Below are 14187 nucleotides of genomic sequence, written 5' to 3'. Positions count from 1 at the left end.
CGCGACGTCAGTGGTCCTGGCCAGCGAACGCCCGCGCACGCGCGGGCCAGTCGTCCGGCACGATGAAGCCTCGCGCCGTCTCCCGCCATACGCCGTCGCCGTCCTGACGATGGACACCGATCAGCGCGGGCGCCTGGCGCGCCGTCAATACGGATGGCAACGCAAGCGAATGCGCCAGCGGTTCGGGCGCGGCGTCGGCCGCCACCCGCCGCGGCGCGAGCCACGCGAGCCGCGGCAGCACGTTCCACGCCGCATCGTCGGGCTGCGCGGCTGCCCAGGCGGGCCACTGCGCGTGCGTGAGCCAGAACCCGCGCGGATGATCGGCCGCGATTTCGGCGGCCACCGGCGGCAGCGGCACGCCGTGCGGATAGAACAGCCAGCCCTTGATGAACATCTGGGCATCGGACGGCGCGCCGTAGCCGAGCAGCACGAACCCGTGGCGATCGCTCAGCCGCAGTTGATGCTCGAGCAGCCGGTTGCGCTTGCGGTCGAGGCGGTCGACGAGATTCGGCCCGACGAAATCCGCCAGCGATGCGTCGCCGTCCACCGGCGCGCATAGATAGCACTTCACCGCGAGTTCCCAGTGCAGGCGCAGCCCGCCCGGCGCATCGACGAGGAAATCGACCTCGCCGAGCGTCTTGCCGTTGCTGCGCAGCGGCAGGTTGGCGGCGACGAGCCGCAGCGACGGCCCGTGCGTGAGGAAGTATTCGAGCAGGCATTCGGCATAGCGGCCGAGTCGCACGGGCCGCAGCCCGTCGAGCGCTCGGTGCAGCGGCTCGGGCGCGGCATCGAGCGCGACGAGCCACGCTTCGACGGCCACCCGCTCGACCGCATCCGACCACGGATGCGCGAGCGGTGCGCCGGGCGCCGCGGTGAGCAGGCTCGGGCTCGCGAGGAGCCAGCCCAGATCACGGACCGCGGCATCGTGCAGCGTATCGACGAACGCGACCGCCGCGTCGCGCATCATTGTCCGGCCGGCCCGTTCGCGTCGACGCCCTCCGCCTGCTGGAACGTATCGCGCGCCAGGCACAGGTCGGCCCACGCCTTCGACTTGTCCTGCAGGCTGCGCAGCAGGTATGCCGGGTGGTAGGTGACGATCACCGGCACGCCTTCGTACGTGTGCACGCGGCCGCGCAGCGATGCGATGCTCGCGTCCGTCTTCAGCAGCGTCTGCGCGGCGAAGCGGCCGAGCGCGACGATCAGCTTCGGCTTCACGAGCGCGACCTGGCGCTGCAGGTACGGCTCGCAGCGCGCGACCTCGTCGGGTTCCGGATTGCGGTTGCCGGGCGGGCGGCACTTGATCACGTTCGCGATGTAGACGTTGTCGCCGCGCTTGAGCGCGAGCGACTGCAGCATGTTGTCGAGCAACTTGCCGGCCTGGCCGACGAACGGCTCGCCCTGCTTGTCCTCGTTCTCGCCTGGCGCTTCGCCGATCAGCATCCAGTCCGCTTCACGATCGCCGACACCGAACACGGTATTGGTGCGCTTCTCGCACAGGCGGCAACTCGTGCAGCCGGCGACGCGGGCAGCGAGCGCATCCCAGTCGAGCATCGCGACCGGCGTCGCGGCAGGACGCGATTCGGCCGGCGGCAGCGGATCGCCGGGCGGCGCCGCATCGAACCAGGCGAAATCGTCTTCGGTGAGCGGCGGCACGTCGTCCGCGGCAGCGGCCGGCACAGGCTTGACGGACGCACGATCGTCGCGCATCGCGGCACGCGGAGCGCTGCCCGCTTCGCCGGCCGGCACCGCATCGCGCACGGCTTCGTCAACCGGCGGCGTATCGTCACGTGCGAACGCATGCGTCGCAGGCGGTTGCGTATCGCGAGGCCGCTCTGCCGCCGTCCGCGGCGTTGCCGCGACGGTTGCGGCCGCAACGGCAGGTACCTCGTCGGCCGCGCCCGGTGACGCAGCCGGCGTTCCACCTGATTCGCCCGCTTCCCTGCTTTCCGCACGCTGCCCGCGCCGCACCCAGATCTGCGCGAGCCCCATTTCCTCGAGCGCTGCTTCAGCCCACGCCATGCGCGTCCCCTTCGTCCTTGTTCAGCGTCAGACGCATCACGATCGCGTCCTCCCGGCTGCGATGCCGCGCCGGATAGTAGTTCTTGCGCCGGCCGATCGTCGCGAAGCCGAAGCGCTCGTACAGATGGATCGCGCGCAGATTGGACGGCCGCACCTCGAGCAGCATGCCGTCGAGCCGCTCCGCGCGCGAGATGCGCACGGCTTCGCGCAGCAGTGCGAGGGCCGCGCCCGACTGCTGGGCGGCCGGGGCGACGCACAGGTTCAGCAGGTGCATTTCGTCGATCACCGGCATCAGCACGCAATAGCCGACGAGCGCCCCCGTCACGTGCCGCAGGCACACGCCGAAATAGCCGTTGCGCAGCGAATCCTCGAAATTGCCGCGGCTCCACGGGAATTCGTACGCGGCCTGCTCGATCGCGACGACCTCGTCGAGATCGGTGTCGGTCATCGGCGACAGATAGCGGTCGCTCAACAATACGCCCGTCATCCCTTCGCTCCGCCCGTCTGCGCCGCGCGGGCCGCGATGCGCTCGGCGGTGGTCTGCGCGACCTTGTCGCGTACGTACTCCGGCGCCGCCTGGTCAGCTGGCACCGTACGGCCGGCGCGGAACGCCCGCAGCGCGGCATGCGCGACCGCCAGCGCATGCGGCAGCGCGTCGCCGTCGATCACGGCCGCGGCGGCCGCGGCCGGCAGCTGCGCGCCGAACGCGGCCGCCGCGTTGCCCGCGAGCGTGAACGGCGCGTCGGGCACGCCGACGGCACCCGGCGCATCGAGCGACGCCGGATGCAGCGTGCGCCAGTCGCCCGCCTGGTCGTCCCACGCGAAGTCGGCCCAGTACGCTTCGTCCATCCGCGCATCGAGCGCGGCCAGCACGCGCGTCGTGCCGGGCGCGCGCAAGCGCGCGTGCTCGGCGCATGCGAGCAGCGTACCGACCGGCACGACCGGCAGCCCGCGGCCAAATGCGAGACCCTGGGTGATGCCGGTCGCGGTGCGCAGCCCGGTGAACGAGCCGGGGCCCGCGCCGAACGCGATCGCATCGCAGTCGGCGAACGTGAGGCCCGATTCGGCGAAAAGCTCCTGGATGGCCGGCAGCACGCGCGTGCTCGACACGGCGCCCGTCAGCTCGTGGCGGACCCAGGTTTGCGGGGTGAAAACGGCGTCATCGGCCGGAGCCGAGCGCAGCAGCGCGACCGAGCAGTATTCGGTCGACGTATCGATGGCGAGGAGCACTGTTTGCGTCATGGCCGACATTGTAATGCGGCGCCCCGCTCCCACGGGCGATCGGACCCGATTGCGATGCGTGCGCCGCGTGGCCGGCGGTTTGGAAGGATCGCTCGACCCCGCGCGGCGCGGCGCTTGTTAAGATCGCCCGACTTGAAACCCTTACGGAGACACACGATGAGCGAACTCACCGCCCAATTCGACCAGGCCCAGGTCGACGTCAAGCAACTGACCGAGCGACCGGGCAACCTGACGCTGCTGCGCCTGTACGCGCTCTTCAAGCAAGCGACCGACGGCGACGCGCACGGCGACAAGCCGGGCTTCACCGATATCGTCGGCAAGTACAAGTACGACGCGTGGGAAGCGCTGAAAGGCACGTCGCGGGATGCAGCGAAGCAGCAATACATCGAGCTCGTCGAATCGCTGAAGAACGGCACGGCGTCCTGACCTGTCCCTCCCGCCGCAATAGACAGTCCGCAATAGGCAATCAAATCAGTGGCGCAGCGCAGCAAATTTCCTTATAATGCTGGCTGCGTCACCCCCGCGCTCGGCTCGCAAGCCGTTCCGGCCCGACGCCTCGTAGCGTTAAGCTCCAATCCGGTTTAGAACCTGTCCCCTCCTGCTTCGACCCTTGCGGTCGTCAACTAGGCTGGCGGCCTCGCTCCAGAAGCGCGCCGCACCCAAAACAGCTTCTAATGCCTCATCCGCCGACGGTTCGGCGGATTGCACCCGTTTCCCGATTTGCTCGCTGAATCCGACGACTTGGGTATGCGCGATTGGCGCCGACGTTTCACCCACTGTGTTTCAAGGATTGTTATGACTTCGAGCATCAACTCCAGCCCGCTCAACGCGATCGCCGACCAGGCGCTCGGTCTCGACGCCGCCGCCGCACCGGCCGCGGTCGAACCGGCGTCGGACGAGCCGACTTTCGCGTCGCTCGGGTTGTCGCCGGAGATCGTCTCCGCGCTGCAGGCTGCCGGCTACGCCAAGCCGACGCCGGTCCAGCAGCGCGCGATTCCGGCCGGCATCGCCGGTCGGGACCTGCTGGTGTCGAGCCCGACCGGTTCGGGCAAGACGGCGGCATTCATGCTGCCCGCGATCGAACGTTTCGCGCAGCTCCAGAAGGCGCAGGCGCAGCAACCGCGCGCGCCGCGTGAACCGAACCAGGGCGACCGCCGTGCGCGCCGCCCGCAGCCCGTCGCCCGTCCGGGCCTGCTCGTGCTGACGCCGACCCGTGAACTCGCGATGCAGGTCACCACGGCCGCGTCGACCTACGGCAAACACCTGAAGCGCCTGCGCACGGTCAGCATCCTCGGCGGCGTCGCCTACGGCCAGCAGCTGATGCTGCTCGCGAAGAACCCCGAGATCCTGGTCGCCACGCCGGGCCGCCTGCTCGACCACCTCGAGCGCGGCCGCATCGACCTGTCCGAACTGAAGATGCTCGTGCTCGACGAAGCCGACCGCATGCTCGACATGGGCTTCATCGAAGACATCGAGACGATCGTCGCCGCGACGCCCGAGTCGCGCCAGACCATGCTGTTCTCGGCCACGCTCGACGGCAAGATCGGTTCGCTGACGAGCCGCCTGCTGAAGGATCCGGAGCGCATCGAAATCCAGCAGCGTCTCGAATCGCGCGCGAACATCGCGCAGACCGTCCATTACGTCGACGACCGCGACCACAAGGATCGCCTGCTCGATCACCTGCTGCGCGACGACGCGCTCGACCAGGCGATCATCTTCACGGCGACCAAGATCGATGCCGACCAGCTCGCCGGCCGTCTCGCCGACGCCGGCTTCGAATCGGCCGCACTGCACGGCGACCTGCCGCAGGGCGCGCGTAACCGCACGATCCGTGCGCTGCGCGAGCGCCGCGTGCGTGTGCTGGTGGCCACCGACGTCGCGGCACGCGGCATCGACATCCCGGGCATCACGCACGTGTTCAACTACGACCTGCCGAAGTTCGCGGAAGACTATGTGCACCGTATCGGCCGTACGGGCCGGGCCGGCCGTTCGGGCACCGCGGTGAGCCTCGTGCACCACGCCGAACAGGGCACGCTCAAGCGCATCGAGCGCTTCGTGCGCTCGCCGCTGCCGGTCAACGTGATCGAAGGCTTCGAGCCGCGCAAGGCCCCCCCGCGCAACGATCGCGGCACCGGCGGCCGCGGCCGTCCGGGCGGCGGTAACGGCGGTCGTCGTTTCGGCGGCAAGCCGGGCGGCGGTCATGGCGGCAACGGCCGCAGCTACGGCGGCGGCAATGGCGGCGGCTGGAGCGGCAAGCCGGGCGGCAGCCGTGACGGCGGCCCGCGTCGCGACGGCCAGCGCAGCGGCGGCCCGCGTCGCAGCAATTCGGCGTCGTAAGCACGCCCCGGCGGCCCCGCGGCCGCCCGCGGATGGCCGCCCCATCCGGCAGACCGGCGCACCCGCGCCGGTTTTTTTTCGTCCCGAGCCAAATTTCACGATGCGGAAAATTTTTTTGCGTCGTAAAAAATCATGCTGCGCGGCACAACCTTACAATTGCGAGATGGGAAAAATCGTTTCTTATTGCGAAACACAAATCATAAATCATTGATTAATAACGATTAAAAAGTTTAAAACTTCCTGAGACGGCCTCTGTTTCACTCCGATCGGTTTGCCTAGACTCTTATACAAGACTTCGCGAAACGGTACGCATCCCGCCCCGCTTCGAGAACAGCGTCCGCACCATCCGATTCGACCGATTTGGCAACACACCGCATCAAGGAGCTCATCATGTCGCGACAGCAACAGGCACAGGAACTGCAAAAGCAATGGGAAACCGATCCGCGCTGGAAGGGCATCAAGCGCAGCTACACGGCTGAGGACGTGGTGCGCCTGCGCGGCTCGATCGCCGTCGAGCACACGCTGGCCAAGCGCGGCGCGGAAAAACTGTGGCGCCTCATCAACGAAGAGCCGTTCGTCAACGCACTCGGCGCGCTGACCGGCAACCAGGCGATGCAACAAGTAAAGGCCGGCCTGAAGGCGATCTACCTGTCCGGCTGGCAAGTGGCCGGCGACGCGAACGTCGCGGGCGAAATGTACCCGGACCAGTCGCTGTACCCGGCGAACTCGGTGCCGCTCGTGGTCAAGCGTATCAACAACACGCTGACGCGCGCCGACCAGATCCAGTGGTCGGAAGGCAAGAACCCGGGCGACGAAGGCTATGTCGATTTCTTCGCGCCGATCGTCGCGGACGCTGAAGCCGGCTTCGGTGGCGTGCTGAACGCGTTCGAACTGATGAAGGCGATGATCGAGGCAGGCGCGTCGGGCGTCCACTTCGAGGACCAGCTCGCGTCGGTGAAGAAGTGCGGCCACATGGGCGGCAAGGTGCTCGTGCCGACGCGCGAAGCGGTCGCGAAGCTGTCGGCGGCGCGGCTCGCGGCCGATGTGATGGGCACGCCCACCGTGCTGGTCGCGCGGACCGACGCGGAAGCGGCGGACCTGATCACGTCCGACATCGACGACAACGACAAGCCGTTCCTGACGGGCGAGCGCACGGTCGAAGGCTTCTTCCGCACGAAACCGGGCATCGAGCAGGCGATCTCGCGCGGCCTCGCGTATGCGCCGCACGCCGATCTCGTCTGGTGCGAAACGGGCAAGCCGGATCTCGAGTACGCGAAGAAGTTCGCGGAAGCGATCCACAAGCAGTTTCCGAGCAAGATGCTGTCGTACAACTGCTCGCCGTCGTTCAACTGGAAGAAGAACCTCGACGACGCGACGATCGCGAAGTTCCAGAAGGAACTCGGTGCGATGGGCTACAAGTTCCAGTTCATCACGCTGGCCGGCTTCCATGCGCTGAACTACTCGATGTTCAACCTCGCGCACGGCTATGCGCGCATGCAGATGAGCGCGTTCGTCGAACTGCAGCAGGCCGAGTTCGCGGCGGCCGACAAGGGCTTCACGGCCGTCAAGCACCAGCGCGAAGTCGGCACCGGCTACTTCGACGCCGTCACGCAGACGGTCGAGCGCGAAGCCTCGACGACCGCGCTGCACGGCTCGACCGAAGACGAACAGTTCTTCGACGGCAAGAAGGTCGCGTAACGCGCGAAAGCGTCATGCCGATGCCCGCCCGTCACGCGACGGCGCAGCATCGGCCGCACGAACAACAATCAGGGAGGAGACGGCAGGCGCGCGGTGATCCGCGCGACCCGCCGCGCGGCTGCGGCCGCCAGCAACGACGCGCGCCGGCTTCGTCCGGCGCGCCCTTCTTTCAGCGGTGCTGCCGTGCGGCCGCCCGCGCGGCCACACACGGCGCCGCATCTACCGATAGACGATCACCGGAATTTTCGTATGGGTCAGCACGCGCTGCGTTTCGCTGCCGATCAGCAGACTGCCGAGCCCGCGGCGTCCGTGGGACGCCATGAAGATCACGTCGCAGCCGCCGCGCTCGGCCGCCTCGATGATGCCGAGGTACGGCGACGGATGCACGCTCGTCCAGCTGTCGCAGACGACGCCGGCCGCCTTCGCGGCCGCCTGCACGTCGTCCAGGTGCGCGCGCGCCTCGCGCTCGCTGCGCGCCCGGAAATCGGCGGGCGGCTCGATGATCACTTCGGAAAACGGCGAGTACGGATACTGCGGCAGGCACGCATAGGCCGTGACCTGCGCGCCGACCGCACGCGCCAGATCGATCGCGCCGTCGATCGCCTTCTGCGACAGTTCGGAACCGTCGGTTGGAACGAGGATGTGCCGGAACATCGCGCCCTCCTGCGTCAGATGCACCGCGCGCGCCGCAAACCCATGCGGGCTGGCCCGGGCGCGTCGCGCATGCCAGTTTCGATTGTAGTGCGCGAAACCGGGCGACCGGCGCCGGCAGCGGGTTCGCCCTCATATCGGAAACGCGCGGGCGGGCGCGCCCTACTCGCCCCAATACCCGGGCCGTTCGTAAGTATGTTTCAGGTAATCGAGAAACAGGCGCACGCGCAGCGGCAGGTGGCGGCGCTGCGGAAACACCGCGTGGATGCCGATCGGCGGCGCCGCGAACGCGTCGAGCACGCTGACGAGGCGGCCGGCCGCGATGTCTTCGCCGACCTCCCACCACGATCGCCATGCCAGCCCGTAGCCGGCAAGGCACCACTCGTGCAGCACCGCGCCGTCCGAGCATTCCATCGTGCCGTTCACGCGAATCGACACGACCTTGTCGTCCGCCTGGAACGCCCAGCCGCGTTGCTGGTTCGCGTTCGCGGCAAGTGCAAGGCAGTTGTGGCGCGCGAGTTCCGCGAGCGTGGCCGGCGTGCCGCGCCGCGCGAGATACGCGGGAGACGCGACGCACACGCGCCGGTTCTCGCCGAGCTTCAGCGATACCAGCGACGAATCGGGCAGCTCACCGAGCCGCACCGCGCAATCGAACCCTTCATTGACGAGGTCGACCATCCGGTCGGACAGGTCCAGCGTGACCGACACGTCCGGATGCGCGCCGCTGAACTCGGGCACGAGCGGCGCGACGTGGCGCCGCCCGAAGCCGGCCGGCGCGGAAATGCGCAGGTGGCCGCTCGCCTTCACGCCGCCTGCGGACACGCTCGCCTCCGCGTTCTGCATGTCGTTGATGATCCGCTGGCAATCCTCGAGGAAGGCCGAACCCTCGAAGGTCAGCGTGAGCTTGCGCGTCGTGCGCACCAGCAGCTTGACGCCGAGCCGCTCCTCGAGCGCGTCGAGGCGGCGGCCGATGATGGCCGGCGCGACGCCTTCCGCGTGCGCAGCCGCCGAGAGGCTGCCCTTCGCCGCGACCGCGGCGAACGTTTCGATCTGTTTGAACCGGTCCATGACTCGCAAGGGCGGCGCTCCCGCCCTTCAAATAGCTTGAGCGGCCAAGATTAGGTATATGAAAGTAAAAGATCAAGTGATGATTAGCGTCTTTTTTAGCACCTGTTATCACGAATAGAATCGACCCGACCTCTGAAACTGGAGCGCAAGGCTATGTCGGCCACAACGGCACTCTCCTCTCCCGACGCAATCCTCTTCGACGCATTCGGCACGTTGTTCGACGTGCATGCGGTCGTGGCCGCGGCAGAGCAGATGTTTCCCGGTCACGGGGACCGGTTGTCGCAGCTGTGGCGACGCAAGCAAATCGAATACTCGCAGTTGCGCACGCTCGCCGATCCGTCCGGCGCCCGCTATCGCCCGTTCCGCGACATCACGCTCGATGCGCTGCGGTTCGCCGCGCGCCTGCTCGGCCTCACGCTGAACAGCGCGGCCGAGAAGCGGCTGATGGACGAATACGCGTGCCTGTCCACCTATCCCGACACGGTGCCCGCGCTGCGCAAGCTGCGCGCGCTTGAACCGCGGCCGCCGCTCGCGATCCTGTCGAACGGCAACCCGGAGATGCTCGACATCGCGATCAAGAGCGCCGGCATGACCGGCCTGTTCGATCGCGTGCTGTCGGCCGACGCGGTGCGCGCGTACAAGCCGAGCCCGGTCGCGTACGCACTCGGCACCGCCGCGTTCGGCGCGCACCCGCGCGACATCGTGTTCGTGTCGTCGAACGCCTGGGACGTCGCCGGGGCCGCCTGGTTCGGCTACACGACGTTCTGGCTGAACCGCACGGGCGCGCCCGCCGAGGAACTCGGCGTGCCGCCCGACGGCACCGGCAGCGGCATGGCCGACCTGCTCGCCTTCCTCGCCACCCCGGCTCCGTCCGGCAGACCCGCAAACCGCGCGCGCCCCGGCCCGGGCGCATGACGTTCGCGGCGCTGCCACCTTCCCCCTTCACCGAAACCGCAACTGACCGACCAAGGAGATGAGACTCATGAGCACCCCGATCACGCTGCCGCAAGGCATGGCGATCACCGGCGAACTCAAGCCGGGTTACGAAGCGATCCTGACGCCTGACGCGCTCGCGCTCGTCGCGGCGCTGCACCGCACCTTCGAGCCGCGCCGCCAGGCGCTGCTGCAGGCCCGCGTCGAGCGCACCAAGCGCCTCGACGCCGGCGAACGCCCCGATTTCCTGGCCGACACGAAGGCGATCCGCGAAGGCGACTGGAAGGTCGCGCCGCTGCCGGCCGACCTGCAATGCCGCCGTGTCGAGATCACCGGCCCCGTCGAGCGCAAGATGATCATCAACGCGCTGAACTCGGGCGCCGACTCATACATGACGGACTTCGAGGATTCGAACGCGCCGAGCTGGACGAACCAGATCGACGGCCAGATCAACCTGAAGGACGCGGTGCGACGCACGATCTCGCTCGAGCAGAACGGCAAGTCGTACCAGCTCAACGACAAGGTCGCGACGCTGATCGTGCGTCCGCGCGGCTGGCACCTCGACGAGAAGCACGTGACGGTCGACGGCCAGCGCGTGTCCGGCGGCATCTTCGATTTCGCGCTGTTCCTGTTCCACAACGCCAAGGAACTGATCGCGCGCGGCTCGGGCCCGTACTTCTACCTGCCGAAGATGGAAAGCCATCTCGAGGCGCGCCTGTGGAACGACATCTTCGTCGCGGCACAGGAGGCAATCGGCGTGCCGCGCGGCACGATCCGCGCGACGGTGCTGATCGAGACGATCCTCGCCGCGTTCGAGATGGACGAGATCCTGTACGAACTGCGCGAACACAGCTCGGGCCTGAACGCCGGCCGCTGGGACTACATCTTCTCGGCGATCAAGAAGTTCAAGAACGACCGCGACTTCTGCCTGGCCGACCGCTCGAAGATCACGATGACGGTGCCGTTCATGCGCGCGTACGCGCTGCTGTTGCTGAAGACCTGCCACAAGCGCAATGCGCCGGCGATTGGCGGGATGAGCGCGCTGATTCCGATCAAGAACGATCCGGAAGCGAACGACAAGGCAATGGGCGGCGTGCGCTCGGACAAGCAGCGCGACGCGACCGACGGGTACGACGGCGGCTGGGTCGCGCACCCGGGCCTCGTGCCGATCGCGATGGAAGAATTCGTCAAGGTGCTCGGCGACAAGCCCAACCAGATCGCGAAGCAGCGTGACGACGTGCAGATCGAAGGCAGGAACCTGCTCGACTTCCAGCCTGAAGCACCGATCACCGAAGCCGGCCTGCGCAACAACATCAACGTCGGCATCCACTATCTCGGCGCCTGGCTCGACGGCAACGGCTGCGTGCCGATCCACAACCTGATGGAAGACGCGGCGACCGCCGAGATCTCCCGTTCGCAGGTGTGGCAGTGGATCCGCTCGCCGAAGGGCGTGCTCGACGACGGCCGCAAGGTCAGCGCGGAACTCGTGCGCGAATTCGCGAAGGCCGAGCTCGACAACGTGAAACGTTCGGTCGGCGGCAACACGCAGCCGTACGAGCGTGCCGCGGCGATCTTCGAACAGATGTCGACGTCGGAAGGCTTCACCGAATTCCTGACGCTGCCGCTGTACGAGGAAATCTGACGACCCGGACCGGGTTGCCTCGGTCCTGCCCGCCGCCGGTCGCACGACAAGGCGGCACAAAAAAATGCGCCCCGCGGGGCGCTTTTCATTTTGCGGCGCAGCGGTTCGCTATGCGGACGCTCCGGCGGCTTCCCGCTCGCGCCGGTGCTGAACCCAGTCGCCCGACGCGATGCGCGGACGGTCGGCTGCCGCATGCGCGGCGACCGGATAGTAGACGCACGCATACGTACGGCCGCCGAGCGCGACGGTCACGGGCTCCTGCCGGAACAGCGTGTCGACACCCGGATAGACGCGCTCGATCTCGTCGAGCACGGGCACCAGTTGTTCGTCGATCTCGTAGACGTCGCCCCACACGAGCGACTGGCCGGCCGTCCCGGCAAGCATCCCCGGATACGTACCGAAATCATATAGTTCGCCCGGCAGCGCGGCCGCACCGAGCAGCGTCGGCGCGGCGATCCCGTGCCGCGCGGCCGCATGGCCGATGTCGTTGGCTTCTCCCGCTCTCAACGTGCCGTAGACGAATACGTAGCGCATTGTGGTTCTCCTCTTCGATTCAGGTGTTGCCGTGCCGGGCCGTCGCGGCCGCGCCGCGGGCGCCGGCGTCGCCGCTCGCGCGAAGACGCGCCCGCATCGATAGACTGCACCGGCGACATGATGGTTCTTTTCGGCACGATGCTTCGCGCTGCCCCGGGCCCGGGCTTGCATCGGCCGGAACACGTGCGGCCCCATACAAAGTTCATTTGAACGGCGCATTATCGGCCGAAAAACCGCCGCATGCGCCTGCGCGGCGCCTTCTAAAATAACGGCATCGCCGCCGCGCCGACCGAATCGTCCATGAATCCGCCTGCCCAAGCCGACGCATCGAACCCCTACGACGTCATCGACATCCCGCCCGAGTTCGCGCCGACCCGCATCCACCCGATGCGTGTTCGGGCGCGGCAGGTGGATGCCGGCCGCCGGATCCCGCTGCACACGCACGCGTGGGCGCAACTTGCATATGCGTCGCGCGGCGTGCTGCGCGTCGCAACGACCGGGACGACATGGATGGTCCCGCCTTCCCGCGCGATCTGGGTGCCGCCGCATGTCACGCACGAGGTCGTGATCGTCGAAGAAGCGTACTTGCGCACGCTGTATATCGACGAGTCGGCCGTGCCGGAAGGGCTCGACGCCTGCCGGGTAGTCGAAGTGACGGGCTTGCTGCGCGAACTGATCGTCGCGCTCGACGCGCGCGACCTGACCAGCACCCGCGAACGGCTGCTGTGCGGGCTGGTACTCGACGAGCTGAGCCGCGCCGAACCGCTGCCGCTCGCGGTACCGATGCCCGACGAGAAACGGCTGCGCATGCTGTGCGAGTCGGTGCTCGCGCAACCGGCGCATGCGGAATCGCTCGAACACTGGGCGAGCGAGGTCGGCGCGAGCACGCGCACGATCTCGCGGCTATTCAAGCAGGAACTGGGCGTGAGTTTTTCGCAGTGGCGGCAGCAGGCGCTGCTCGCGCGCGCGATTCCGCTGTTGAACCAGGGGTGTCCGTTGTCGCATATCGCGCGCGAACTCGGCTACCAGAGCCAGAGCGCGTTTTCAGCGATGTTCCGGCGCGCGTTCGGCGAAAGCCCGCGCGCGTTCATGCTGCGCGGCTACGAGCATCGTGGCGCGGAAGACAGCATCGCAACTGACGACGCCCCCGACGACGACTCGATCGGCACTGCACGCTGACCGCCGCACCCCGCGTTGTACCGTCACGCGCTCAAACCGGGCGCACCATGTGGCGGATCGATCCGAGCTGGGCCAGCTTCGACCCGGTAACGCTGTAGCCCATGCGCTGGTAAAGGCGCGCGGCCGGATTGTCGACGAACACGCGCAACTGCAGTTCGTGCAGCCCGCGGGCGCGCGCCCAGCGATGCGACATGTCGAGCATGTAGGTGCCGGCGCCCTGCCCGCGATGACCGGCTGCGATCTGCACGTCGCGGATGTGCAGCGAATCGCCCTCCTCGGTCACGCGCAGCACGCCGATACGTTCGCCGTCGGCTTCCAGGATGAAGTTTTCGGATTCGCGCCAGCTCGCATAAAACAGGTCGCTGCGCCAGACGAGCCCATGGCGCTTGTAATAGCCGCCCATGTTGCCGTGCGTCAGCGCCTCGGCAAAGGGAAAATCGCCAGGCTCCGCGGGCCGGAGCTGATACAGCAATCGCAGGTCGGTCGGATCGAGCATCGCGCAGGGGTCAAGAACGCATCCCGCCACGATAGCGCAGTCGCGGGTGGATGCAATCGCGAATTTCTCGTAGCGGCGCGCCCCGTCAGCGCAGAAACCGGCGATACAAATGAAAAAGCCCGCACAAGGCGGGCTTCTTCATTTTCTGGCGGAGCGAACGGGACTCGCCTACATCCCGCAGGCCGCGGCAGCGCGTGCACGCGCTGCCCTTCGAGTCCCGCCGGAAGCCGCGCAGGCGGCTTCCTCCACTCCGCAGTCACGCACCCGCAAGCGGGCGCAGCCGACGGTACAAATGAAAAAGCCCGCACAAGGCGGGCTTCTTCATTTTTGGCGGAGCGGACGGGACTCGAACCCGCGACCCCCGGCGTGACAGGCCGGTATTCTAACC

14 protein-coding genes are annotated in these 14187 nt (G+C 67.7%); 6 read left to right on the top strand and 8 right to left on the bottom strand.

Going from position 1 to position 14187, the window contains the following annotated elements:
• Positions 1 to 7: 7 nt before the first annotated feature.
• Genes DIE06_RS24625 through tsaB form a run of 4 tightly spaced genes read right to left on the bottom strand, consistent with a single transcriptional unit; the run spans position 8 to position 3270 of the window.
• On the bottom strand, positions 8 to 967 hold the full coding sequence (locus DIE06_RS24625; protein WP_124663620.1) for a DUF1853 family protein: 960 nt from the start codon (positions 965 to 967) through the stop codon (positions 8 to 10).
• On the bottom strand, positions 964 to 2019 hold the full coding sequence (locus DIE06_RS24620; RefSeq protein WP_124663619.1) for a uracil-DNA glycosylase: 1056 nt from the start codon (positions 2017 to 2019) through the stop codon (positions 964 to 966). Before DIE06_RS24620 ends, DIE06_RS24625 begins: the two co-directional genes overlap by 4 nt.
• Positions 2006 to 2506 (bottom strand): ribosomal protein S18-alanine N-acetyltransferase, encoded by a 501-nt coding sequence (rimI, locus tag DIE06_RS24615; protein WP_124663618.1) that lies wholly within the window; start codon positions 2504 to 2506, stop codon positions 2006 to 2008. Before rimI ends, DIE06_RS24620 begins: the two co-directional genes overlap by 14 nt.
• Positions 2503 to 3270 carry a tRNA (adenosine(37)-N6)-threonylcarbamoyltransferase complex dimerization subunit type 1 TsaB gene (gene tsaB, locus DIE06_RS24610; RefSeq protein WP_124663617.1) on the bottom strand — a complete coding sequence of 256 codons (768 nt, stop codon included), beginning with the start codon at positions 3268 to 3270 and terminating at the stop codon, positions 2503 to 2505. Before tsaB ends, rimI begins: the two co-directional genes overlap by 4 nt.
• A gap of 147 nt (positions 3271 to 3417) precedes the next feature.
• Here tsaB and DIE06_RS24605 point away from each other — a divergent pair, with 147 nt between their 5' ends.
• From DIE06_RS24605 to aceA, 3 genes are all read left to right on the top strand, one after another.
• Positions 3418 to 3687, top strand: coding sequence for an acyl-CoA-binding protein (locus DIE06_RS24605; RefSeq protein ID WP_124663616.1), 270 nt, complete (start codon positions 3418 to 3420; stop codon positions 3685 to 3687).
• A gap of 369 nt (positions 3688 to 4056) precedes the next feature.
• Positions 4057 to 5598: a DEAD/DEAH box helicase gene (locus DIE06_RS24600; RefSeq protein WP_124663615.1), complete on the top strand. Its 1542-nt coding sequence runs from the start codon at positions 4057 to 4059 to the stop codon at positions 5596 to 5598.
• Positions 5599 to 5988: 390 nt separating this feature from the next.
• Positions 5989 to 7296 (top strand): isocitrate lyase, encoded by a 1308-nt coding sequence (gene aceA / locus DIE06_RS24595; RefSeq protein ID WP_124663614.1) that lies wholly within the window; start codon positions 5989 to 5991, stop codon positions 7294 to 7296.
• A 219-nt stretch (positions 7297 to 7515) separates the two neighbouring features.
• Here the strand turns inward: aceA and DIE06_RS24590 are convergent, their stop codons facing one another.
• Both DIE06_RS24590 and DIE06_RS24585 read right to left on the bottom strand, forming a co-directional pair.
• On the bottom strand, positions 7516 to 7950 hold the full coding sequence (locus DIE06_RS24590; RefSeq protein WP_057929788.1) for a universal stress protein: 435 nt from the start codon (positions 7948 to 7950) through the stop codon (positions 7516 to 7518).
• Between the two features lie 159 nt (positions 7951 to 8109).
• On the bottom strand, positions 8110 to 9015 hold the full coding sequence (locus tag DIE06_RS24585; protein ID WP_124663613.1) for a LysR family transcriptional regulator: 906 nt from the start codon (positions 9013 to 9015) through the stop codon (positions 8110 to 8112).
• Between the two features lie 153 nt (positions 9016 to 9168).
• On the opposite strand from DIE06_RS24585, the gene DIE06_RS24580 reads away from it, so the two are divergent.
• Positions 9169 to 9930 carry a haloacid dehalogenase type II gene (locus DIE06_RS24580; protein WP_124663612.1) on the top strand — a complete coding sequence of 254 codons (762 nt, stop codon included), beginning with the start codon at positions 9169 to 9171 and terminating at the stop codon, positions 9928 to 9930.
• A 67-nt stretch (positions 9931 to 9997) separates the two neighbouring features.
• On the top strand, positions 9998 to 11590 hold the full coding sequence (gene aceB, locus DIE06_RS24575; RefSeq protein ID WP_124663611.1) for a malate synthase A: 1593 nt from the start codon (positions 9998 to 10000) through the stop codon (positions 11588 to 11590).
• Positions 11591 to 11698: 108 nt separating this feature from the next.
• Here aceB and DIE06_RS24570 read toward each other — a convergent pair whose 3' ends face one another.
• Positions 11699 to 12124 (bottom strand): gamma-glutamylcyclotransferase, encoded by a 426-nt coding sequence (locus DIE06_RS24570; RefSeq protein ID WP_124663610.1) that lies wholly within the window; start codon positions 12122 to 12124, stop codon positions 11699 to 11701.
• Between the two features lie 300 nt (positions 12125 to 12424).
• Between DIE06_RS24570 and DIE06_RS24565 the strand changes: the two genes are divergently transcribed.
• Positions 12425 to 13303, top strand: coding sequence for a helix-turn-helix domain-containing protein (locus DIE06_RS24565; RefSeq protein ID WP_124663609.1), 879 nt, complete (start codon positions 12425 to 12427; stop codon positions 13301 to 13303).
• Between the two features lie 31 nt (positions 13304 to 13334).
• On the opposite strand, the gene DIE06_RS24560 is transcribed toward DIE06_RS24565, so the two are convergent.
• Complete coding sequence (locus DIE06_RS24560) at positions 13335 to 13799, bottom strand: GNAT family N-acetyltransferase (protein WP_124663608.1); 465 nt, start codon at positions 13797 to 13799, stop codon at positions 13335 to 13337.
• Between the last annotated feature and the right edge of the window lie 388 nt (positions 13800 to 14187).

The organism is Burkholderia sp. Bp8998, assembly GCF_003854235.1.
Taxonomy (GTDB): domain Bacteria; phylum Pseudomonadota; class Gammaproteobacteria; order Burkholderiales; family Burkholderiaceae; genus Burkholderia.
This window is presented reverse-complemented; position numbering and strand designations above follow the sequence as displayed.

Coding starts and splice junctions, on each gene's coding strand:
- DIE06_RS24560 (WP_124663608.1), bottom strand. CDS start 13,799: ATGCTCGATCCGACCGACCTGCGATTGCTGTATCAGCTCCGGCCCGCG.
- DIE06_RS24590 (WP_057929788.1), bottom strand. CDS start 7,950: ATGTTCCGGCACATCCTCGTTCCAACCGACGGTTCCGAACTGTCGCAG.
- aceB (WP_124663611.1), top strand. CDS start 9,998: ATGAGCACCCCGATCACGCTGCCGCAAGGCATGGCGATCACCGGCGAA.
- tsaB (WP_124663617.1), bottom strand. CDS start 3,270: ATGTCGGCCATGACGCAAACAGTGCTCCTCGCCATCGATACGTCGACC.
- DIE06_RS24600 (WP_124663615.1), top strand. CDS start 4,057: ATGACTTCGAGCATCAACTCCAGCCCGCTCAACGCGATCGCCGACCAG.
- DIE06_RS24625 (WP_124663620.1), bottom strand. CDS start 967: ATGATGCGCGACGCGGCGGTCGCGTTCGTCGATACGCTGCACGATGCC.
- DIE06_RS24565 (WP_124663609.1), top strand. CDS start 12,425: ATGAATCCGCCTGCCCAAGCCGACGCATCGAACCCCTACGACGTCATC.
- DIE06_RS24570 (WP_124663610.1), bottom strand. CDS start 12,124: ATGCGCTACGTATTCGTCTACGGCACGTTGAGAGCGGGAGAAGCCAAC.
- rimI (WP_124663618.1), bottom strand. CDS start 2,506: ATGACGGGCGTATTGTTGAGCGACCGCTATCTGTCGCCGATGACCGAC.
- DIE06_RS24605 (WP_124663616.1), top strand. CDS start 3,418: ATGAGCGAACTCACCGCCCAATTCGACCAGGCCCAGGTCGACGTCAAG.
- DIE06_RS24620 (WP_124663619.1), bottom strand. CDS start 2,019: ATGGCGTGGGCTGAAGCAGCGCTCGAGGAAATGGGGCTCGCGCAGATC.
- DIE06_RS24585 (WP_124663613.1), bottom strand. CDS start 9,015: ATGGACCGGTTCAAACAGATCGAAACGTTCGCCGCGGTCGCGGCGAAG.
- aceA (WP_124663614.1), top strand. CDS start 5,989: ATGTCGCGACAGCAACAGGCACAGGAACTGCAAAAGCAATGGGAAACC.
- DIE06_RS24580 (WP_124663612.1), top strand. CDS start 9,169: ATGTCGGCCACAACGGCACTCTCCTCTCCCGACGCAATCCTCTTCGAC.